20 protein-coding genes are annotated in these 19,576 nt (G+C 61.2%); 5 read left to right on the plus strand and 15 right to left on the minus strand.

Going from position 1 to position 19,576, the window contains the following annotated elements; all coding sequences use genetic code 11:
* Positions 1–433 precede the first annotated feature (433 nt).
* Entirely contained in the window at positions 434–799 is a 366-nt protein-coding gene (locus tag NTD85_RS05850; protein ID WP_262141663.1) for a DUF6124 family protein, read from the plus strand.
* A 255-nt stretch (positions 800–1,054) separates the two neighbouring features.
* Here the strand turns inward: NTD85_RS05850 and NTD85_RS05855 are convergent, their stop codons facing one another.
* From NTD85_RS05855 to NTD85_RS05895, 9 genes are all read right to left on the minus strand, one after another.
* Positions 1,055–1,423: a VOC family protein gene (locus tag NTD85_RS05855; protein WP_262141664.1), complete on the minus strand. Its 369-nt coding sequence runs from the start codon at positions 1,421–1,423 to the stop codon at positions 1,055–1,057.
* A gap of 118 nt (positions 1,424–1,541) precedes the next feature.
* Entirely contained in the window at positions 1,542–2,999 is a 1,458-nt protein-coding gene (locus NTD85_RS05860; RefSeq protein ID WP_262141665.1) for an N-acyl-D-amino-acid deacylase family protein, read from the minus strand.
* Between the two features lie 25 nt (positions 3,000–3,024).
* A complete protein-coding gene (locus NTD85_RS05865) occupies positions 3,025–3,663 on the minus strand; it encodes a YdcF family protein (protein ID WP_262141666.1) in 639 nt (212 codons plus the stop codon).
* The gene (locus NTD85_RS05870; RefSeq protein ID WP_262141667.1) at positions 3,660–4,334 is read right to left on the minus strand and encodes an HAD family hydrolase; all 675 of its coding nucleotides are present in this window, start codon (positions 4,332–4,334) and stop codon (positions 3,660–3,662) included. The genes NTD85_RS05865 and NTD85_RS05870 overlap by 4 nt, the downstream gene beginning before the upstream one ends.
* A 1-nt stretch (position 4,335) precedes the next feature.
* Entirely contained in the window at positions 4,336–5,511 is a 1,176-nt protein-coding gene (locus NTD85_RS05875; protein WP_262141668.1) for an MFS transporter, read from the minus strand.
* A gap of 63 nt (positions 5,512–5,574) precedes the next feature.
* Positions 5,575–7,296 carry a carbamoyltransferase gene (locus tag NTD85_RS05880; protein ID WP_262141669.1) on the minus strand — a complete coding sequence of 574 codons (1,722 nt, stop codon included), beginning with the start codon at positions 7,294–7,296 and terminating at the stop codon, positions 5,575–5,577.
* Positions 7,297–7,858: 562 nt separating this feature from the next.
* Positions 7,859–8,752, minus strand: coding sequence for an NAD-dependent epimerase/dehydratase family protein (locus NTD85_RS05885; protein WP_262141670.1), 894 nt, complete (start codon positions 8,750–8,752; stop codon positions 7,859–7,861).
* A gap of 103 nt (positions 8,753–8,855) precedes the next feature.
* Positions 8,856–9,767, minus strand: a complete 912-nt coding sequence (locus NTD85_RS05890) for a LysR family transcriptional regulator (RefSeq protein WP_027614142.1) — start codon at positions 9,765–9,767, stop codon at positions 8,856–8,858.
* Between the two features lie 172 nt (positions 9,768–9,939).
* Positions 9,940–10,530: an NAD(P)H-dependent oxidoreductase gene (locus tag NTD85_RS05895; RefSeq protein ID WP_103485488.1), complete on the minus strand. Its 591-nt coding sequence runs from the start codon at positions 10,528–10,530 to the stop codon at positions 9,940–9,942.
* 183 nt (positions 10,531–10,713) lie between these two features.
* Between NTD85_RS05895 and NTD85_RS05900 the strand changes: the two genes are divergently transcribed.
* On the plus strand, positions 10,714–11,028 hold the full coding sequence (locus NTD85_RS05900) for a putative quinol monooxygenase (RefSeq protein WP_027614144.1): 315 nt from the start codon (positions 10,714–10,716) through the stop codon (positions 11,026–11,028).
* Here the strand turns inward: NTD85_RS05900 and NTD85_RS05905 are convergent.
* Positions 11,018–11,782 carry a sulfite exporter TauE/SafE family protein gene (locus NTD85_RS05905; protein WP_262141671.1) on the minus strand — a complete coding sequence of 255 codons (765 nt, stop codon included), beginning with the start codon at positions 11,780–11,782 and terminating at the stop codon, positions 11,018–11,020. The genes NTD85_RS05900 and NTD85_RS05905 overlap by 11 nt on opposite strands.
* A gap of 215 nt (positions 11,783–11,997) precedes the next feature.
* Between NTD85_RS05905 and NTD85_RS05910 the strand changes: the two genes are divergently transcribed.
* Together NTD85_RS05910 and NTD85_RS05915 are read left to right on the plus strand one after the other, a co-directional pair.
* The gene (locus NTD85_RS05910) at positions 11,998–12,897 is read left to right on the plus strand and encodes a LysR substrate-binding domain-containing protein (protein WP_262141672.1); all 900 of its coding nucleotides are present in this window, start codon (positions 11,998–12,000) and stop codon (positions 12,895–12,897) included.
* Between the two features lie 95 nt (positions 12,898–12,992).
* Positions 12,993–13,343, plus strand: coding sequence for a cupin domain-containing protein (locus NTD85_RS05915; protein WP_003221437.1), 351 nt, complete (start codon positions 12,993–12,995; stop codon positions 13,341–13,343).
* 271 nt (positions 13,344–13,614) lie between these two features.
* On the opposite strand, the gene mmsB is transcribed toward NTD85_RS05915, so the two are convergent.
* Together mmsB and NTD85_RS05925 are read right to left on the minus strand one after the other, a co-directional pair.
* Positions 13,615–14,502, minus strand: coding sequence for a 3-hydroxyisobutyrate dehydrogenase (gene mmsB / locus NTD85_RS05920; RefSeq protein WP_262141674.1), 888 nt, complete (start codon positions 14,500–14,502; stop codon positions 13,615–13,617).
* 9 nt (positions 14,503–14,511) lie between these two features.
* A complete protein-coding gene (locus NTD85_RS05925) occupies positions 14,512–16,038 on the minus strand; it encodes a CoA-acylating methylmalonate-semialdehyde dehydrogenase (RefSeq protein WP_262141675.1) in 1,527 nt (508 codons plus the stop codon).
* 150 nt (positions 16,039–16,188) lie between these two features.
* On the opposite strand from NTD85_RS05925, the gene NTD85_RS05930 reads away from it, so the two are divergent.
* Positions 16,189–17,136, plus strand: a complete 948-nt coding sequence (locus tag NTD85_RS05930) for a LysR family transcriptional regulator (protein WP_007962101.1) — start codon at positions 16,189–16,191, stop codon at positions 17,134–17,136.
* On the opposite strand, the gene NTD85_RS05935 is transcribed toward NTD85_RS05930, so the two are convergent.
* The 3 genes from NTD85_RS05935 to NTD85_RS05945 are packed head-to-tail and all read right to left on the minus strand — an operon-like array spanning position 17,133 to position 19,472.
* Entirely contained in the window at positions 17,133–17,588 is a 456-nt protein-coding gene (locus NTD85_RS05935) for an OmpA family protein (RefSeq protein ID WP_262141681.1), read from the minus strand. The genes NTD85_RS05930 and NTD85_RS05935 overlap by 4 nt on opposite strands.
* 43 nt (positions 17,589–17,631) lie before the next feature.
* The gene (locus tag NTD85_RS05940; RefSeq protein ID WP_262141676.1) at positions 17,632–18,900 is read right to left on the minus strand and encodes a diguanylate cyclase domain-containing protein; all 1,269 of its coding nucleotides are present in this window, start codon (positions 18,898–18,900) and stop codon (positions 17,632–17,634) included.
* Positions 18,897–19,472 (minus strand): YfiR family protein, encoded by a 576-nt coding sequence (locus NTD85_RS05945; RefSeq protein ID WP_262141677.1) that lies wholly within the window; start codon positions 19,470–19,472, stop codon positions 18,897–18,899. The genes NTD85_RS05940 and NTD85_RS05945 overlap by 4 nt, the downstream gene beginning before the upstream one ends.
* Positions 19,473–19,576: the final 104 nt, after the last annotated feature.

Below are 19,576 nucleotides of genomic sequence, written 5' to 3' on the forward strand. Positions count from 1 at the left end.
CTGTGGGAGCGGGCTTGCTCGCGAAGGCGCCAGTCGCCTCACCTCAATCCGACAGACAAATCCTCCGCTTCTGTAGCGCAATAAACACCTTCCAGCACACCAGTTTAAAGACACTCAGTGTTACGCCCTACTGCCTACAAATCCTTGCGCCACTGCCTACGGCTACGCCAGAATCCGCCGGCTTGTGCGCCCTGAAGCCCGTCGGTAACTTGAGTCCGTCGCTGATTTCCAGTGATCGGGTTTAGTAGCCCGAGGTTTTTGGGGCGTATCGCTCATCAGACAGTCAGGTCTTGCCTGAACGTTATGGTGGCTGTGCGCAGGGCGCCCTCGGGCGCGCCGGTTTCCCAGATCCCCGGTCTACTAACCTGCGCACGGCTGCCTCCATTTCTTTTAGTAGGGAAACGGCGGCCAGCCCTCAATGAGGATCTGGCAAATGTTCAAAGTTACACCCAACCCGCCGCCCACCGACGCGGCCTCCCCCTACGAATCCCCCGACTCAAAGAAATTCCACGAAGCCGCCGAGCGTGCCCTTGACCACTACCTCGGCCCACCGACGCCCGCCATCATGGCCACCCCGTACCAGCCGAATCGTCTCTACATGGCCAACCCGGCCAGCGGCACCGAACCGTTGCTGGCCGATGCCTGCGAATCCCTTGGCTCGGCCACCGTGATGCTCAACGACTTCGCCGGCCTGCTGGAAGGCTCGCACCGCAAGACCCTGCAAGGCATCGCACAAGTGGTGATGGTGGCGGAAGTCGCCGTCAATCGGGTGCTGGATCAGTTAGTGCCAACCGAGTAACGAAAAAGCCCGCGGCAAAACCTTAGTGGTTTGGCAGCGGGCTTTTTTGTATGGCGTGAATCTTTTTCCCTCACCCCAACCCTCTCCCGGAGGGAGAGGGGGCCGATCGAGGTGTCTGGCGTCGTACATCGACCTGAATGACCGAGTCGATTATGGATTCGGTAAAGGAGGTTCAGGTCGGCGTATTACTCGAATATCCCAGGGTCAGTCCCCTCTCCCTCCGGGAGAGGGTTAGGGTGAGGGGCTCTTCTCAGCTCAAACACTGATCGCGTTGGTAAACACCAACCGATTACCAAACGGATCCGCAATCGTCATGTCCTGGCTGCCCCACGGCATCGCCTGAATCTGTGGGTGCGAGAACTTGTAATTCTTGGCCACCAACTGCTGCTGAAACGCCTCCAGCTCATCGGTCTCGATGCGCAACGCCGAACCCGGCGTCGCATCGCCATGATGCTCGGACAGGTGCAGCACGCACTCGCCACGGGATACCTGCACATACAACGGGAAGTTCGCTTCGAAGCGATGCTGCCAATCGACCTTGAAGCCGAGGAAGTCGACGTAGAATTCCAAAGCCTTGGCTTCATCGAAGATCCGCAGGATCGGAGTGGTTTTGCCGAAGCTCATGGGGTGCTCCCTGACTGGTTGGCCCAAGAGTTTAGCTGGGCTGGATGTCAGCAATTCGGCTTGGCGATGGCTTTCTTTAATTGCAATGTGCCATCACTGTGACGTACTCCGCGAAACGTCAGCGAAAGTTGTCACGCAAATCCCCTTTCCGCGCGAGAAACCGCCCTTCCCGACGCCCATTCGCCTGCCCATCGCGATAACTCAACACCCCATTGACCCACACCCCATCAATCCCCTGCGCCGCCCGCTGCGGATCAGCGAAGTCCGCCACATCGCGCACGGTCAGTGGATCGAACAACACTAGGTCCGCCCAATAACCTTCACGAATCTCGCCCCTCTCCTGCAAGCCAAACCGCGCTGCCGACAGACCGGTCATCTTGTGCACGGCGGTGTGCAGCGGAAACAGCCCGACATCGCGACTGAAATGTCCGAGTACCCGTGGGAAAGCGCCCCACAGGCGTGGATGTGGGAACGGGTCTTCCGGCAGGCCGTCAGACCCGACCATCGACAATGGATGCGCGAGGATTTTTCGTACATCGGCCTCGTCCATGCCGTAGTACACCGCGCCCGCCGGTTGCAGGCGTTTGGCGGCTTCGAGCAGTGGCACGTTCCATTCGGCGGCGATGTCGATCAGGTCGCGTCCGCTGACTTCAGGATGCGGCGTCGACCAGGTGATGGTGATGCGGTGGGCGTCGGTGACTTGCTTCAGATCCAGCGTCGAAGAACTCGCCGCGTAGGGATAGCAATCGCAGCCCACGTGTTGGGTTTTCGCTGCTTCCTCCAACGCCGCGAGCAACTGCGGACTACGCCCCCAGTTACCGACACCGGCACATTTGAGGTGGGAGATGATCACCGGGGATTGTGAGTGACGGCCGATGCTGAACGCTTCTTCCATCGCCTCCAGCACCGGTTCGAATTCACTGCGCAGATGGGTGGTGTACACCGCGCCGAATGCCTTCAGCTCTTCGGTCAGTTGCTTCACTTCGTCGGTGGAGGCGTTGTAGGCGCTGGCGTAGGCCAGGCCTGTGGATAAACCGAGCGCGCCGGCTTCAAGGCTTTCACGCAATTGCTCGCGCATGGCGGCGATTTCATTTGGCGTGGCGGTGCGGAACAGGTCGTCGAGGTGATTGCTGCGCAGTGCGGTGTGACCGACCAGCGCGGCGACGTTCAGCGTGGTGTTCGCCGCTTCTACGGCGGCGCGGTAATCGCTGAAGCGCGGATAGACGAACGCCGCTGCGGTACCGAGCAGGTTCATCGGGTCCGGCGGATTGCCTTTGAGACTGACCGGCGAGGCGCTGATCCCGCAGTTGCCGACAATCACCGTGGTCACGCCCTGGCTGAGCTTGGGCAGCATCTGCGGCTGGCGGATGACCACGGTGTCGTCGTGGGTGTGCACGTCGATGAAACCCGGGGCGAGCACGCGGCCGGCGGCGTCGATTTCTTCCGTGGCGCGAGCATCGTGCAAGTCGCCGATACGTTCGATGCGCCCGTTGAGAATCGCCACATCGGCGCGGTAGCCGGGCGTGTTGCTGCCATCGATAACGGTGGCGTTGCGGATCAGCGTGTCGTATTGCATGTCTGTCTCCCGGCGGGAGTCAGCGTCAACTCCTGCCCTTGATCAAATGGTGATCGAAGCCTTGCTCCACCAGGTACCGCCAGGCCACCTGAACCTCTTCGGGGATGACCTGCTCGACCTGAAAACCCAACGAAGGGTAAACCATGATGCGGTGCACATCGCCGACCATTTCGTCGATCAGGCCCAAGACCCCGATCAGATTGCTGACGTCATCGGGAAATCGGAACGACGGCGCATCCACAAAGGCTTCCAGTTCGGGCCATTGCACGGGCAGAGTCAACGCCACGCGCCGGATCGAATTGGGCTTGGTCAGAAAGGTCGCGCGACGCACGTCTGGAAACATCGCCCGGGCAAACGCGATGTTTTCGGCAAAATTGGTCGCGCGGGTTTCCAGGGTGAACTGCTCTGCCCTCACCCCTTGCAACAACGCGTGTTGGGCAAAAATATCGGCTTCGGTGCGTTCCCACAAATGCCTGGTCCAGTTGCCGGTATTGCCGGTGAACAACAGGTGGGGGGCCACGCCGTCTTTCAGGAGTTGGCAGGCGTAATCGCAGACCCGCAGGTCGTAGGAGCCGCAGACCACAATCAATTCACAAGCGCTGTGTTGGCGCCCCGCACCGAGGAATTTCCAGAGCACGCTGGCGTGCTGCAACGTCAATGTCATGAGCGGGCAAACCTCTGGGTCGGGTGAGTGTTAATGAACAGCGCTCCATCGGCATAACCGTGCGCGCCCCTGCCGTCCAGCCTAAGCGCAAGCCGGGTGAAATCGACATACACGCCTGCAGCGCCATGCGCAGTCAGCGTCGGGTCGTCACCAATGCCGATACACAGCGCACCGCTGCTGATCGCCGACTGCACACCGCTGACGGAGTCTTCGAACACCAGGCACTCATCACTTTGCCGGCCCAGTTGTGCTGCGGCCAGGCGATAGGGATCGGGGGCCGGTTTGCCGCTGCGCACGTCATCGCGGCAGATGATGCTGTCGAATGCCGACATCAGGTCGTGTTGCCGCAGGACATGGTCGACCCGCGCCCGCCAGCTGCTGGTGACCAGCGCCAGGGGCACGGTGTGCTCGCGGAGTCGGGCGATCAACGTCGCGACACCTGGCACCAGCGCACAGTTCGTCACCTGCTCGATGGCGTCGACTTCACGTTTGATCGCCACCCGCTGTGCTTCGTCGAACTCGGCAAACAAGGTCTTGAGGGTGTAACCACCGGGACGGCCGTGGATGTGCTCGTCAATGAACGCCTGATCGACGCTGAGCCCGTACTCGCGCGCCACGGTGGTCCAGGCGTGTTCAATCACCTCGCGCGACTGAATGAGCACGCCGTCCATATCAAAGCAGACGGCTGTAAACGTTTGTTGAGCCATGAGTTGAACTTCGCATTTTCTGATGAGCAATGAACGCCAGCACCGTTCCGACCAACGCGAACAGCGCCATCACGTAGTACGACCACTGCGGCCGGGTCTGGTACAGGTAGCCGGCGAAAGGTGTGGCCAGGCCCATGGGCAAGGCCACCGCCAGGGAGTAATAAACCCCTTGAGTAAAGACCTGAATATCCTGCGGTGCCTGGTCGCGAATAAAGCGCATGATCGCCGCGTGGTAGGCGGCAAAGCTCAGCGCGTGCAGGCACTGACCCAGCAGGATCAGCGACACCGCGTCGCTGTTGGAAAACAGCGCCCAGCGCAGCGCCGCACAGACACTGGAAAACATCACCAGGGACAACGGCGCGCAAAACGCCAGGACCTTGTTGGAGAGCGCGAACCAGGTGATTTCCGCAATCACCGCCACCGCCCAGAACATGCCAATCGCCGAGGAAGAGAAGCCCTTCACTCCCCAACCGATCGAAGCCGTGGAAAAGTACAGGGTGTGGCTCAGCTGAATGAAGCTGGCGGCAGCAATCGCGATCAGCAGGCTCTTGTGTGCCAACAGCGCTTTCCAGTCCGGCCGTTTGCGCGCCGGGCCGGGCGGCGCCAGATGCGCCCGCGACACCTGGCGTTTCAGGCGCAGACAGGCCACGGCGGTGAGCAACATGCTCGCCGCGATCACCAGCGGCACCCACGACTGGCTGTACTGCGCAAACAGAAAGCCGCCGAGGGTCGAGGTCAGGATAAAGGCCGAAGAGCCTACCGCCCGCACCCAGCCGTAATTCTGCAGGGCCAGTTTGTCGCGCTTGAGCAGGTAAGACTCGGACAGCGGCAGTACCACCATCCACAGCCCGCCAAACAGCACACTCAGGCACACGAACATCCACAGGTGCGGCGGGATGAAGTAGAACAGCAACGTACACAACGCGGCGGTAACGCTCAGAACAGCGGCGAGCCGCAACTGATCCACGCGCCAGTCGGCCACATAGGTGATCAGCACCCCGGTCACCACCTGCGGCCAATACGCCGCGGCGATCAGCAAGCCGATTTCACTGGCACTGAAGCCCAGGGAATCCAGCCAGGTCGGCCAGAACGGATAGATGATCCCTTCCGCCGCAAAGAACCCGAAAAAGATTAAATACATTCGTCAACCATGCGCCTGACACTCCAGAAACAGGGCTCCCGGAGGAGCCCTGAATACCATCCATTATTCGAAGCGTTGCTGGGTGAAGCTGTTTTTGCCCTTGCGCCAGACGATCAGCGATTCACTCATGACCACCAGATCGACCATGCCTTCTTTCAACGCATCCAGTGCGTCCTGGGAAGAGCACACGATCGGTTCTTCGTGACGATTGAACGAGGTGTTGATCAAGGCTGCCTGACCGGTTTTCTGGTGCCAGGCCGTCAGCAGGCGGTGCATGAACGGGTCGTTCTGCGGGCGAATGATCTGCGGGCGCGCGGTGCCATCGATGTGCACCACGGCCGGACTTGCCTCGCTGAATTGCGGATGACAGTCGTAGGTCATGGTCATGGTGTCGGCGGCCACTTGCTCCTCGTCCCAACCGACGTAGCAGGCCGGCGCCTGCTCAATGGCGGTGACCGGGCCGAAGGGCATGAACTCGGTGCGATGCATGCGTTTGTTGAGCCAGTCGTTCACCTCGGCATCCTGGGCGTGATAGACGATGCTGCGATTGCACAGCGAACGCGGGCCGAACTCCATCTTGCCCTTGAACATGCCCAGCACCTGATTTTCCGTCAGGGCCTCGATCAGCACGTCGATGATGTTCGACGGCGTGTGATAACCGAGCTCAGGGTAGTCGCGATTGATCAGGTTGATGTTCTGCGAAACGCTGCGCGACTCCGGCCCTAGCATCATCGACGGATTCTTGAAGCGGGTGCCATTTTCCAGGTACGCGGTACCGACTGCCGCCGCCAGCGCCAGGCCGCCATCGCCCATGCACGGCAGCACGTAGACGTCTTTCACGCCCGGAATCTCGCGCAGGCGCTGGTTGAGTTTGACGTTGCCGAACACGCCGCCGGCCAGGCACAGGTTGGCGCTACCGCGTTGCGCCAGATGATGGGTGACGGTCGCCACCAGCAGATCTTCGCTGTGGCGCTGCACAGCGGCGGCGATGTCCTCGGGGGTTTCCCGTGCAAACAGGGTTTCCAGCGGCGCGCTGTAGGTGTTGTAGGACGGCAGGAACATATCGCCGCAGCGCGCCTTGATACGGCCGTCTTCGAAACGGATCATCTGCTGCATCACGCCCAGCAGTTTCTGCGGATCGCCGAACGCGGCCAGACCGGTGACCTTGCCTTCGTGGCGGTTGGGTTTGTAACCGAGCAGGTGGGTGATCCGGCCGTAGAAATAACCGAGGCTGTCGACACTGGTTTCGCGTTGCAGCACCGTGGTTTCTGTCGGGCAGTACCAGGTGACGGTCAGCGACTGAAAGTCGCCGCGTCCGTCGCAGGTCAGGGTCAATGCTTCCTCGAACGGCGAGCAGACATAGGCACCGAGTGCATGGCACTCGTGGTGATCGATGAAATACGCCTTGCCTTGCAGACCGTTGGCGACAATGTACTGGTCGAATTCGCCGCGTTTTTCCTTGTCGTTGTTGATTTCATCGGTCACACGCTGACGGAACTGCGCAAGGCCCTGAGGGTTGTTCCTGACCTCCTCGACAATGCGATCGAAGTACAACTCCAGATGTTTGTCGGCACTGAAACCGGCGTTCCATCCATAGGCGACATGATCGACGTCTTCCAGTGACACGCCGGCCTGGCTCAACACAAACTCGATGGACTTGGCCGGCCAGATTTTATGGTCCTTGATGCGGGTGAAACGCTCTTCACTGACCGCTGAAAGAATCTGACCATCGCGTACCAGGCAAGCACCCGCCAAATCATTGTTCGTAATACCCAAAATGATCATAACTATTCCTTGTTTTCGCCAATTGAGGTGACGGCTTCGCCCACGCGCGTAGCGTGCAATGCAACAACCAGAGTCAATGACAGATGCCGGCCGTCATGGCCGACCATTACTCGTCGGGAGATAGCGGATTGATGTAGGTCCGCCGGGGGGATACACCTTCACCAGAAGGCATCAATGGGTGTCACCATCGCAAATTCCTTTTGCCGGAAAACTCCATGGGCGGTGCCGTGCTGAACGGGCCTCATGCCTGCAACACGTGGAGGGCGACGTGCATCGCAGCCGCCCTCGTTTCACCGGGGTAGCAGCCTAGTCGGTAATCTCCCGAACACCCGGCGAAGTCCCCGCTAAAAATTAAATTCCACTGGCAGCCGCTGTGTTTGCGGCGGGTTACCGGGACAAAAAAGAACGATGACGGTGTGCCATTCGACTTTTCTGTTGTTTGATCCAGCGCTTTCGCGAGCAAGCCCGCTCCCACAGGTTGATCGCATTCCTTCAGCCAGAATGCGTTCTATTTGTGGGAGCGGGCTTGCTCGCGAATGGCTTCATGCGGTGTAGCGTGGGCTCACACCATCTCGTTACGAATCCATTCAACCACCGACGTACGCTTCGGTGCCCAGCCCAGCAGTTCGCGGGCGTGTTTGCCGCGAACGCGGCTGTTGGAGCCGAGGCCGTAGTTGGCCATTTCGTAGCCCCACTCGGCTTCGGCGTCTTGCAGTGGCCAGTCTTGTGGCTCGCCGAGGTTCAGCGCCTGGGCCATGGCGGTGGTCATGTCGATGAATGAGGCTTCGCCGCTTTCGACAAAGTAGAAGGTGCCGGGCACGTTTTTGGTCAGCGCCAGCAGGTACAGGGCGACGACGTCTTCGATGTGCACGTTGGACCAGATGTTCTGGCCTGTGCCGACATGGCGCACCACGCCGCTTTTGCGCGCTTGCTTGAGCAGACGCGGCAACTGCACGCTGTCGCGATTGACGCCCAAGCTGTGGCCGTAGATCAGGGTGTTGCAGATCACTGCCGAGTTCACGCCGTCCTGTGCAGCGGCGAGGATCAGGTTGTCGATGGCCACGCGGGCAGCCTTGTCGACGGTGGGTTCCGGCAAGTTGTCTTCGTAGTAGATGACGTCGCTGGACTTGCCGCCCGAGGCATCGCCGACGATGCTCGAACCGCTGGTGTGCAGGAACACTTTGTTCGAACCGCGCAGGACATCGAGCAACGCTTCGACTGCGCCGCGATGGTCACTGCTGGCGGCGTTGATCACCGCATCGGCAGCGCGGGCCTGTGCGGCCAGCAGCGCGGCGTCTTCGAGGGTGCCGATCACCGGGGTGATGCCCAATGCCTTGAGCTCTTCGGCCTGTTCGGCGCTACGCACCAGACCCGTGACGGTGTGGCCGGCCTGGACCAGACCGGTGGCGATGGAACCGCCGATGAATCCGGCAGCGCCGGTGATGAATACGTTCATGGAGAAACTCCCTGCGTGAATAAGTGATGCCGCGAGTATCGACCGCTAACCCCGGTGGAAAAACCCGCGATCACCCAAATCACTGTTGCGCAGGGATCACGAATCAACCCTTGAAATCGGCGCTGGCGTACGCCGCGAGTTTGCTCTGGATGAAATCAAGGAAGCACTGAATGCGCAGCGCCAGTTGCGAGTTACGGTAGTACACGGCGTTGATCGGCTGGCGATAACCGCTGTTGAATTCCGCCAGCAGCACCTTGAGACGCCCGGCGCGAATGTCGTCGATGGTCATGAAGTGCGACAGGCAGGCGATACCCTGCCCTTCCAGCGCCAGATGGCGCACGGTTTCGCCGCTGGAGGCGCTGATTGCCGGGGTGATTGGCCAGCGGTCGCCGTGCACGTAGCGCAGCGGCCACTGGTTGAGGCCTTCGTTGTGGGTGAAACCGAGCAGGGTGTGTTCGCTCAAGTCGGCGACCTGCTGCGGCGCGCCGTGCTTTTCCAGATACGCCGGACTGGCGACGATCAGCAACGGGCTGCAACCCAGCGAGCGCGCATGCAAGGTGGAATCGGCAAGGGTGCCGATGCGGATGGCGACGTCGGTGCTTTGTTCCAGCAGGTCAATGATCAGGTCATTGCTGTTGAGTTCGAGCTGGATGTCCGGGTACAGGCCTCGGAACTCGTCGATGTACGGCACGATGGCGTGCAGCATGAACGGCGACGCGGCGTTGATTCGCAGGCGTCCGGACGGGGTTTGCTGGCGTGAGGACAGACGCTCTTCGAGGGCGTCCATCTGATCGAGAATCAGCTTGGCCTGCTCGAAGAAGTACTTGCCCTCCTCGGTCAGGTCCATGCGCCGCGTGGTGCGGTTGATCAGCGTGGTGTCGAGCTTGGCTTCCAGCCGCGACAACGTGCGGCTCACCGCCGAAGGGGTCTGGCCGACCTGCTCGGCAGCGGCGGAAATCGAACCGCATTCGATCACGCAGACGAAAATCTGCAACTCATCGGATCTGGCTTTCACGGAAACTCTCTAATCGAATGCGTATTCATCGTGGCGAGGGAGCTTGCTCCCGCTGGAGTGCGCAGCGCTCCCTTGCGATTCAGGTAGAAGCGAGGGCCGCTGCGCAGCCCAGCGGGAGCAAGCTCCCTCGCCACAGGATTTGGCCAAGCTATTCGATAGTAGCTTGATTCACTCAAGCCTTGAGAGCGAACACCTCTTTCAGATGCTGCTCATACCGCGCCACATCATTCTCGATGTTCGGGCGCTTCATCACGTCCACACAGAGAAACGTCGGCAACCCGGTCATGCCCAAAAACTCGTTGGCCTTGTGGAACGGAAAATAAACCGCGTCGACCCCCTTGGCTTCAAAGAAATCTGTCGGGTCATCAAATGCCTGCTGCGGTGCGTTCCAGGTCAGCGACAGCATGTACTGCTTGCCCTGAATCAGACCGCCGCTGCCGTACTTCTGCGACGCATCGGAACGGGTCCGACCATCGCTGGCATAGAGGCTGCCATGGCCTTCGGTGAAGACTTCGTCGAGGTACTTTTTCACGGTCCACGGCGCGCCCATCCACCAGCCCGGCATCTGATAAATGATCACGTCGGCCCAGAGGAATTTGGCGACTTCTTCCGCGACGTCGTAACCCTCGTCGATGAATGTGGTTTTGACATCCAGACCACCGCGATCCAGCACGCTCAGTGCAGTTTCGTGCAGGGTGGCGTTGTAACGACCGTCGGAGTGGGCGAATTTCTTGCCGCCATTGAGCAACAACACTTTTTTCATGAGAACGCCTCGGTGCAGCCTTGGGGCTGGAGGAAGATGGGAAAAGGAATGGCGGCAGGTTAACGGCCCATCTCGCGCGGAATAAGCCGCGCTGGCGCAAAATACATTTGATCAAAATGCACGAATCGAATGCCGATTGTTGCAATAGCATTCCCGGCCATCTGCATTTGAGGAGTTGTTTCGATGAGTGAACGCCACGGTTTCATCCTGCACGCCAAGACCCGCCCGGAGAAAGCCGAGGCCTTCGAAGCGCTGTTTCGCGCCTATGTCGAACCGAGCCGCGCCGAGCCCGGCTGCATCGAGTACCACATGCTGCGCGACAAGGAAGATCCGACGCTGTTCATCTTCTACGAGATCTGGGAAAGCCAGGCGCACCTGGACGTGCACTCGAACCTGCCGCACATGCGCGAGTTTTTCGACAACCGCATGACGTACCTGGAGCGCGATTTCGATATCCGCCGGATCGACATGCTCAGCGCCTCGTCGGCTAGCCGCTGATCAGCAGATGGGCGCCGAGCGCGCCCAGTCCGACGAAAAATACTCGCTTGAACAGCACGGCGCTGATGCGCTGACGCAGCCACTGCCCTAACCACATGCCCAGCATCGCGGGGATCAGCACCAGCAGCGAGGCAGTCAGTTCGCCACTGCCCAGCGCACCGCGCCAGAACAAGCCGCCGGCCAGCGCCAGGGTCGAAACCGTGAACGACAGGCCCAACGCCTGCACCAGTTCATCGCGACTCAAACCCAGCGCCTGCAGGTACGGCACCGCCGGAATCACAAACACACCGGTGGCCGAGGTGATGACGCCAGTGATCATCCCGCACAGCGGGCCGAGCCACGGCTCATGCCGAGGATTGACCTGCAGCGTCGGCAGCAGCAACCCACTCAACGCATACAGCAACAGCGCCGCGCCCAAGCCGCGCACCACCCAATGCCCGCCTGCCATGCCGATCGACAACGTGCCGGCTGCGGTGCCGAGAAAGATCATCAGCAGCATCGGCCACAGGCGTTTGATCAGCCCTCTCAGATGCCCGCCGAAGGCCAGTTGCCAGACGTTGGTCAACGTCGCCGGAATGATCAGCAACGCCGCAGCCTGCGACGGGGCCATAGCCAGACCGAGCAGGCCCATGGCGACGGTAGGCAGACCAAGGCCGATCACGCCTTTGACCAGACCGGCCATGATGAAGGTGGCGATGACCAGCAATGACAGGGCAAGGCCGAGGTTCTGGTAGAAATCTGCGAGTGTGTTCATGGCGCTACTGTGCGCTTTCACGGATGCGCTGAAAATCTGCCATATACTGAGGCTGCCTCTGCCAATGCAAGAGGCTGTTAATTGCGTTGCGGCTGATGGCCCCTTCGCGAGCAAGCCCGCTCCCACAGTTTTGGATTCACCACTGATCCACTGTGGGAGCGGGCTTGCTCGCGAAGAGGCCCGCCCAGACACCACAAAAACCAGAGGCTGCCCCGATGCACTTCGACCTCACCGACCTGCGCCTCTATCTGCACATCCTCGACACCGGCAACATCACCGCCGGCGCCGCCCGCAGCCATCTCTCGCTGGCCGCCGCCAGTGCGCGCATCCGCGCCATGGAAGCCTCGCTGGGCATCGAGTTCCTGCAACGCGGGCGCCGTGGCGTGAGCCCGACACCTGCTGGCAAGGCATTGGCCCACCACGCGCGCATCCTCCTGCAACAGGCCGAACGCATGCAGCAGGATCTGGCCGACTACGCCCAGGGCGTCAAAGGTCAGGTGCGACTGTTGTGCAACACCACGGCGATCACCGAATACCTGCCGGAAGTGCTCGCGGACTTTTTGCGCGAGCATCCCAACCTCGACATCGATCTGCAGGAACTGCCCAGCGCCCGCATCACCCACGCCTTGCGCCAGGGCGCAGCCGATATCGGCATCGTCTCCGATGCGGTGGACACCTCCGATTTACAGGCCCAGCCCTTTCGCGATGATCCGTTAGTGCTGATCGTGCCGCGGGAACATGCACTGGCCAACGCCGCCGAAGTCAGCTTCAGCGACGCCCTGCACCATGATTTCGTCGGTCTGAGCACCGACAGCGCGCTGGCGATCTACCTCGAAGAACAGGCGCTGCACAGTGGCTCGCGCATGCAGGTGCGGATCCGCGCCGACGGTTTTGACGGGGTGATGCGCATGGTCGCCCGAGGTGCCGGCCTCGCCATCGTGCCGCTGGCTGCCCTCGAACGCGCGACGCCGCGCACATTCACCAGCATCGCCCTCAATGAGCCATGGGCGCGCCGCACCCTGATGCTCTGCGCCCGGGATTTCAGCGCCCTGCCCGGTTACGCCAAAGCCTTGCTGCAGGCCTTGACTCCTCCCAAGGGCAAAGCGCGTTTCTGAGCAGCTTGATGTCGAGCACAGACAACTGAGCCCTCTCCGGGCGCTATAGGGTGCGACTTGGTTTCTTTGCCATCCGCCCACTGCCCGGAGTTCTCATGACCGCGACCGCCCCCATCACCGTTCTGCGCGACACCCACCCGCTGCCGGTACTCGATGCCTGCAAATGGGAAAAGCTCGAAGGTGACCCGCACACCGTCAACCTCAACGCCTACACCAGCGAAGACGGCAGCAAGATCATGGGCACCTGGATCTGCACCCCGGGCAAGTGGCGGGTCGACTATGTGAAGTGGGAGTACTGCCACTTCCAGGAAGGCTACTGCATCATCACCCCGGACGGCATGGCACCGATCCACCTGCGCGCCGGCGATATTTTCGTGGTTGAACCGGGGATGAAAGGCACCTGGGAAGTGGTCGAGACCGTGCGCAAATATTTCGTCTTCGCCTGACATGCAAAAGATCGCAGCCTTCGGCAGCTCCTACAGGGTGTACATCTTGCCCATGTAGGAGCTGCCGAAGGCTGCGATCTTTTTTGCCTCACAAAAAAACCTGTGGCGAGGGAGCTTGCTCCCGCTCGGCTGCGCAGCAGTCGTAAACTCAGTCAATGCGGTTTTTCTGAAGAACCGCATTGACCGGGTTTGGGTCTGCTGCGCAGACCAGCGGGAGCAAGCTCCCTCGCCACAAAAGCACTCTTGCCACCAGAGCATCGGTGATCCGAATTTACTGCGGCTTGCGATAACTGTTGATAATCGCCGAAAAGTCCTTGCCGCCCTCCCCGCGCTGGCTCATCGCCTGATACAACTGCTGCGCCACCGCCCCCAGCATCACCGGTTGATGCGCCTGACGCGCCGCTTCGGTCACCAATCCCAGATCCTTGAGCATCAGTTCGGCACCAAACCCACCGGTATACCCGCGCGAGGCTGGCGCCGTTTCGACGATGCCCGGCCACGGGTTGTACATTTCCGAACTCCAGCAACGCCCGGTCGAACTGTTGATGATCCCGGCCAGCACCGAAGTGTCGATCCCCAGCGCATCGCCCAACGCCATGGCTTCACTGACGCCGACCATCGAGATCGCCAGCAGCAGGTTGTTGCAGATCTTGGCGATCTGTCCGGTGCCGACTTCGCCGCAATGCACGATGTTGCGGCCCATCTGCGCCAGCACCGGTTGCAGGGTGGCGAACAGTTCCGGGGTGGCGCCGACCATGAAGGTCAGCGTGCCAGCGGTCGCGCCACCGGTGCCGCCGGAGACCGGTGCATCGGCCATCGCCACGCCTTGTTTGGCGGCAGCGGCGGCCACATCACGAGCAGTCTGCGGATCGATGGTGCTGCAATCCACCGCCGGCACGCCTTTGCCGATACCGGCCAGCACACCATCCTCACCGAGCCAGACGCTGCGCACATGCACCGCCGCCGGGAGCATGGTGATCACCAGTTCAGCGTCTTCAGCTGCTTCGCGGGCCGAGGCGCGGATAGTGCCGCCCAGTTGCTCCAGTTCCGCCAGCACAGTCTTGTTCAGGTCCACCAGGTTCAGCGAGTGGCCGGCCTTGATCAGGTTACGCGCCATCGGCGCGCCCATGTTGCCCAGACCGATAAATGCGATTTTCATGGTAGTTCCTCAGCGCAGGTTGATGGTGGTGTTCACGCCGTCGTTGACGCTGTCGTCATCGAACCAGCGCGCCGTGACCGTTTTGGTCTGGGTGTAGAACTGCACCACTTGCTTGCCGTACGGGCCGAGGTCGCCGAGTTTCGAACCACGGGACCCGGTGAAGCTGAAGAACGGCACCGGCACTGGAATCGGGATGTTGATGCCGACCTGGCCGACGTCGATTTCCGTCTGGAATTTGCGCGCTGCCGCACCGCTCTGGGTGAACAGGCCAGTGCCGTTGCCGAACGGGTTGGCGTTGACCAGCGCGATGGCCTGATCAAGGGTGTCGACTTCCAGCACCACCAGCACCGGGCCGAAGATTTCCTGGGTGTAGATCTGCATATCGGTGGTCACGCCCGAGAACAGGGTCGGGCCGACGAAGTTGCCTTGCTCGTAGCCCGGCACCTTGATGTCGCGACCATCGAGTTCAAGCTTGGCGCCTTCCTTGATGCCACTTTCGATCAGATCGAGAATCCGCGCCTTGGCTTTCTTCGAGATCACCGGGCCGACATCGGTGCCTGGCTCACTGCCGGCGTTGACCTTGAGTTTCTGCGCCAGCGCTTTCAGATCCGGCAGCCACTGCTTCGCTGCACCAACCAGCACCACCACCGAGGTGGCCATGCAACGTTGCCCTGCCGCACCGAAACCGGCGCCGACCAGGGCGTTCAGCGCTTGCTCGCGATTGGCGTCCGGCAGCACCACGGCGTGGTTCTTCGCGCCCATCATCGACTGCACGCGTTTGCCGTGCTTGCCGGCCAAGTCGTAAACGTGGGTACCGACCGCCGTCGAACCGACGAACGACACCGCTTTGATGTCCTTGTGGGTGCACAGACCATCAACCACGTCCTTGCCACCGTGCACCACGTTGAGCGCGCCGGCCGGAACGCCGGCCTCGATCGCCAGCTCAACGAGAAGCATGGTCGACAGCGGATCCTGCTCGGAAGGCTTCAAGACGAAGGTGTTGCCGCAAGCGATCGCCATCGGGAACATCCACAGAGGAATCATCGCCGGGAAATTGAACGGGGTGATGCCGGCGCACACGCCGATCGGCTGACGCAGGGTGTAGGTATCGACGCCACCCGCCACGTTTTCGGCGAATTCGCCCATTTGCAGGGTGCCGATGGAGCAGGCGTGCTCGACCACTTCCAGGCCACGGAAAATGTCGCCCTCGGCGTCGGCAATGGTCTTGCCCTGCTCGGCGCTGAGCACCACGGCGATGCGTTTGGAGTGCTCGCGGATCAGTGCCTGCAGCTTGAGCATGATGCGCATGCGCGCGCCGATCGGGGTCAGTTTCCAGGTCTGGAACGCGCGGTGCGCGGCACTGATGGCGGCATCGACTTCAGCGGCGGTGGCGAACGGGACTTTGGCCAGCACTTGCTGGGTCGCCGGGTTGACGATGTCGTGCCACTCGGTGGTCTGCGATTCGACCCACTCGCCATCGATCAGCAGCTTGACCTTCTGGACCGTGGTTTCGTTGGGCGTAAGCGATGCGTTCATGCTGGTCTCCGAAACTTGTTTTTATCGTAGGAGCCAAGGCGAAAGGGTTCGCCTTGAGATGAGGCGTGTGTCACGAATTGGTTGTCGGACTGTTTTTGGAGTATAGATGTGCAAACTTCTAATAAGAACGCACATATAAGCCCGTCCATCATGCAAAAAAACATCACCTCCCTGGGGTCGCTGAACTGGGACGACCTGAAGTTTTTCCTCGAAGTCGCCCGCACCCGCAAGGCCAGCACCGCGGCCAAACGGCTCGCCGTCGACTACACCACCGTGTCGCGGCGCATCAGTTCGCTGGAAGCGGCGTTGGGTACATTGCTGTTCGAAAAATCGCGCACCAGCGGTTTTGTCCTGACCACTGAAGGCCAGCGCTTGCTGGGCTATGCCGAGTCGATTGAAAGCACGTTGCACATGGCTTGCGAGCAAGTCTCGGGCTCTGGTGTGGCGCTTTCTGGACATGTGCGCATGGGCTGCACCGAAGGTTTCGGCAGTTTTTTCATCACTCCGCAGTTGAGTCACTTCGTCGACGCCTACCCGGCGATCTCGGTAGACATCCTGCCGCTGCCGCACTTCATCAGCCTGTCCAAGCGCGAAGCCGATATCGTCATTGCCCTGGAGCGCCCGGAGCACGGCCCGTACGTGTGCTGCAAACTCTGCGACTACCGCTTGCAGCTGTACGCAACCCAGGACTACCTCGACCAACACCCACCGATCCGCCGCCCGGCTGATTTGGGCAAGCATCAATTCATCAGTTATGTGGATGACCTGGCGTTCAGTTCGGAGCTGCTGTACCTGGCGAACGTCCTGCCCGGCGCCAGCGCAAACCTGCGCAGCACCAGCGTCATCGCGCAGTTCGTCGCGGCGCAGCAGGGGCGCTCACTGGCGATTCTGCCGTGCTTCCTCGCCGCGCAGGATCCGCGCCTGCTGCCGGTGCTGCCCGAGGAAATCGACATCACCCGGCAGTTCTGGATGTACTGCCGGGAGGATCTGAGGAAGTTGAAGCGGATCACCCTGTTGTGGGATTACATCCGTGAGGTGACCGAGCGCAATCAGGGTCTGCTGATGGGGCAGACCCGCGAGATGCGGTTTGCCGATTAATCGGCGCTGACCACAATCGACACCCGGCGATTCTCGGTGCGTCCGGCGGACGTGTTGTTCGACGCCACCGGCTCGCTGCTGCCGAGTCCGCGCAGCTGGATGTTCTCTTCCTTCATGCCGACGGTGGTCAGCACTTTGCCCACACTCTTGGCACGGCGCAGTGACAGTTGCTGGTTGTAGGCCTCTTTGCCCGAGGCGTCGGTATGACCGTCGACGCGCACTCGCTCAATGCCGATACCCACCAGCGCCTTGCCGATACGTTCGACGATCTCGGTGCTCTGCGCGTTCAGGCTTTCGATATCGCTGCCAAACAGCACTTTGCCCGACAGGCCGAATGCCCAACCCTCGTCGGTCGGCTCGAAGCCCTGTTGTTTGAGTACGGCGATCTGCGCCGGGGTCAGGCCTTTTTGCGGTGCGGTCTGGCACCCGGTCAGCGCCAGTACGGCGATCATCAACAAGGCGGAAAACAGTCGAGCGGGAAATCTGTACACGGAATCAGCTCCTGGTTTGAAGATTGACGACCGGGCTCTCCGTCCCGGCAGTGGATTGAGCGCCACGCGACAGGCGCTTGGCCTGATACATCGCCGCGTCGGCAGCATTGAGCAAGGCACCTGGCGTGGCACCATGATCGGGGAAAACGGCAATGCCGATACTGAGCGACGTCACCACACTGGTATCACCCGGCAGCGCGATGGGCATGTCCATGCTGGCGAGAATCTTGTCGGCGATGCGCTCGGCGTCTTCGATCTTGTGCAATGGCGCGAGCAGCACGGCGAATTCATCGCCCCCCAGCCGCGCCACCAGATCCTCTTCACGCAGTTGCGCGCGCACCCGATTGGCCACCGCCACCAGCACGGCATCGCCAGCGGCGTGGCCGAAGTTATCGTTGATGCCTTTGAAGCGGTCGCTGTCGAGAAACAGCACCGCCGCCCGCTCGTTGTGCTTGCCGGCGTTGCGCAAGGCGCGGATCAACCGGCCTTCGAAAAACGACCGGTTCGGCAGGCCGGTGAGGCTATCGTGGCTGGCCTGGTGGGCGAGGGTTTCGTTCTCGCTTTGCAGGTGGGTTTGCCAGGATTCGAGTTCATCGAGCAGGGCATTGAAGTCGTTGCCGAGGTTGTCGAGCTCGGCGATCTGCGCCGGCGGTACCCGTCGATCCAGCGCACGCTCGCTGCGGGCGGCGTGGGCCACCGCCGCGAGGCTGCGAAGAGGACCGGTAATGCTGCGCAGCTGTCGGCGCGCCAGATACAGTGCGACCCAGGCACTGATCGCGGTACAGAGGATGATCCCCGCCAGACCGCTGAGCAAAAAACGCATGAGGCTGCCGCCGTGACCAACCAGCAGAATGCGCCCGATTTCACGATCCTGATGCACGATCGGCAGGCTGATGGGCTTTTCCAGAATAGTGCGGGCGGCCTGCATTTCCAGTTCGGAGAACAAGCCGTTCTCGGGCCGTTGCCAGCGTGCCAGCAACTGGCCTTGCGCATCGAAAACCTGAGCATCCGCCACTTCCTCGGTGGACGCGATCAACGCCAGCGCTTCGGTAGCGGCAGCCTTGTCGTTGAACACTACCGCCGCTTCCACGGTGTAGCTGATCGAGCGCGCAATCAGGTGCAGGTTGTGATCGGCGTAGACCCGCAGCGCGAGAACGCCCAACAGGGTCAGCGACACACTGGCCATGGTCACGGCCACCAGCGCGACAATCAAATGTCCACGGCCGATGACCGAGCCCAGTGTCGGACGGGTTCTGGAACGGAACAGTTTCATGGCGCCGCCGGTTTGCGGCGCGACAGCTGCAGTACGCTCGGGTGGATGCGTACGCCGCTGCGGGCTACGGAGTCGAGATTGACCTCGAAGGACACCTGCTCATCGCCGACGCGCAGGCAGAACAGGCTGCCAACCGTGCACTGATCGCCACCTTCGCTGATGCTCAGCACCGGATGACCGATCAATGACGTGAACAGCCGACTGCGTTCATCTGTGGTGAGTTTGCCGATATACACCGCATCGCATTCGCTGACGATGGCCGGGTTGTCGGCCAGCAGTCGACGCACGGTGACCGGCCGGCCAGTGGCTTGTGTGGTGCCTTTGACCAGATCGTCGGTGTACTCGGTAGGCCCGACGATACACAGGCGCAACTGCGCTGGCTCGACCGGCCAACGAGCGTAGCTGAGGATGCCAAGCACGACTTGCGTCACTGACTGGGCGCGTTGTTCGGCCCCGCTTGCGGGAGTCTGTGGCTGCGCAACAGCAACGCCCGCCAGCAAACAGAGCAGACTGACAAGCAATGCGTGCTTGCAGCGAACCACGCGCTCTGTCGCCCAGACTGCCACCTTCATGCAGGGATTCTCTTGGATCGTACCGAAATGATGCCGCAACGATAGCACAGCGGAGTAACACCAGCGAGACAGCGCCTTCTGACCGGCTGGTCAGTAACCGCCGC

Origin of the sequence: Pseudomonas sp. 13B_3.2_Bac1, from assembly GCF_025466205.1 — a bacterium.
Taxonomy (GTDB): domain Bacteria; phylum Pseudomonadota; class Gammaproteobacteria; order Pseudomonadales; family Pseudomonadaceae; genus Aquipseudomonas; species Aquipseudomonas fluorescens_H.

Coding starts and splice junctions, on each gene's coding strand:
- NTD85_RS05850 (WP_262141663.1), top strand. CDS start 434: ATGTTCAAAGTTACACCCAACCCGCCGCCCACCGACGCGGCCTCCCCC.
- NTD85_RS05855 (WP_262141664.1), bottom strand. CDS start 1,423: ATGAGCTTCGGCAAAACCACTCCGATCCTGCGGATCTTCGATGAAGCC.
- NTD85_RS05860 (WP_262141665.1), bottom strand. CDS start 2,999: ATGCAATACGACACGCTGATCCGCAACGCCACCGTTATCGATGGCAGC.
- NTD85_RS05865 (WP_262141666.1), bottom strand. CDS start 3,663: ATGACATTGACGTTGCAGCACGCCAGCGTGCTCTGGAAATTCCTCGGT.
- NTD85_RS05870 (WP_262141667.1), bottom strand. CDS start 4,334: ATGGACGGCGTGCTCATTCAGTCGCGCGAGGTGATTGAACACGCCTGG.
- NTD85_RS05875 (WP_262141668.1), bottom strand. CDS start 5,511: ATGTATTTAATCTTTTTCGGGTTCTTTGCGGCGGAAGGGATCATCTAT.
- NTD85_RS05880 (WP_262141669.1), bottom strand. CDS start 7,296: ATGATCATTTTGGGTATTACGAACAATGATTTGGCGGGTGCTTGCCTG.
- NTD85_RS05885 (WP_262141670.1), bottom strand. CDS start 8,752: ATGAACGTATTCATCACCGGCGCTGCCGGATTCATCGGCGGTTCCATC.
- NTD85_RS05895 (WP_103485488.1), bottom strand. CDS start 10,530: ATGAAAAAAGTGTTGTTGCTCAATGGCGGCAAGAAATTCGCCCACTCC.
- NTD85_RS05900 (WP_027614144.1), top strand. CDS start 10,714: ATGAGTGAACGCCACGGTTTCATCCTGCACGCCAAGACCCGCCCGGAG.
- NTD85_RS05905 (WP_262141671.1), bottom strand. CDS start 11,782: ATGAACACACTCGCAGATTTCTACCAGAACCTCGGCCTTGCCCTGTCA.
- NTD85_RS05910 (WP_262141672.1), top strand. CDS start 11,998: ATGCACTTCGACCTCACCGACCTGCGCCTCTATCTGCACATCCTCGAC.
- NTD85_RS05915 (WP_003221437.1), top strand. CDS start 12,993: ATGACCGCGACCGCCCCCATCACCGTTCTGCGCGACACCCACCCGCTG.
- mmsB (WP_262141674.1), bottom strand. CDS start 14,502: ATGAAAATCGCATTTATCGGTCTGGGCAACATGGGCGCGCCGATGGCG.
- NTD85_RS05925 (WP_262141675.1), bottom strand. CDS start 16,038: ATGAACGCATCGCTTACGCCCAACGAAACCACGGTCCAGAAGGTCAAG.
- NTD85_RS05930 (WP_007962101.1), top strand. CDS start 16,189: ATGCAAAAAAACATCACCTCCCTGGGGTCGCTGAACTGGGACGACCTG.
- NTD85_RS05935 (WP_262141681.1), bottom strand. CDS start 17,588: ATGATCGCCGTACTGGCGCTGACCGGGTGCCAGACCGCACCGCAAAAA.
- NTD85_RS05940 (WP_262141676.1), bottom strand. CDS start 18,900: ATGAAACTGTTCCGTTCCAGAACCCGTCCGACACTGGGCTCGGTCATC.
- NTD85_RS05945 (WP_262141677.1), bottom strand. CDS start 19,472: ATGAAGGTGGCAGTCTGGGCGACAGAGCGCGTGGTTCGCTGCAAGCAC.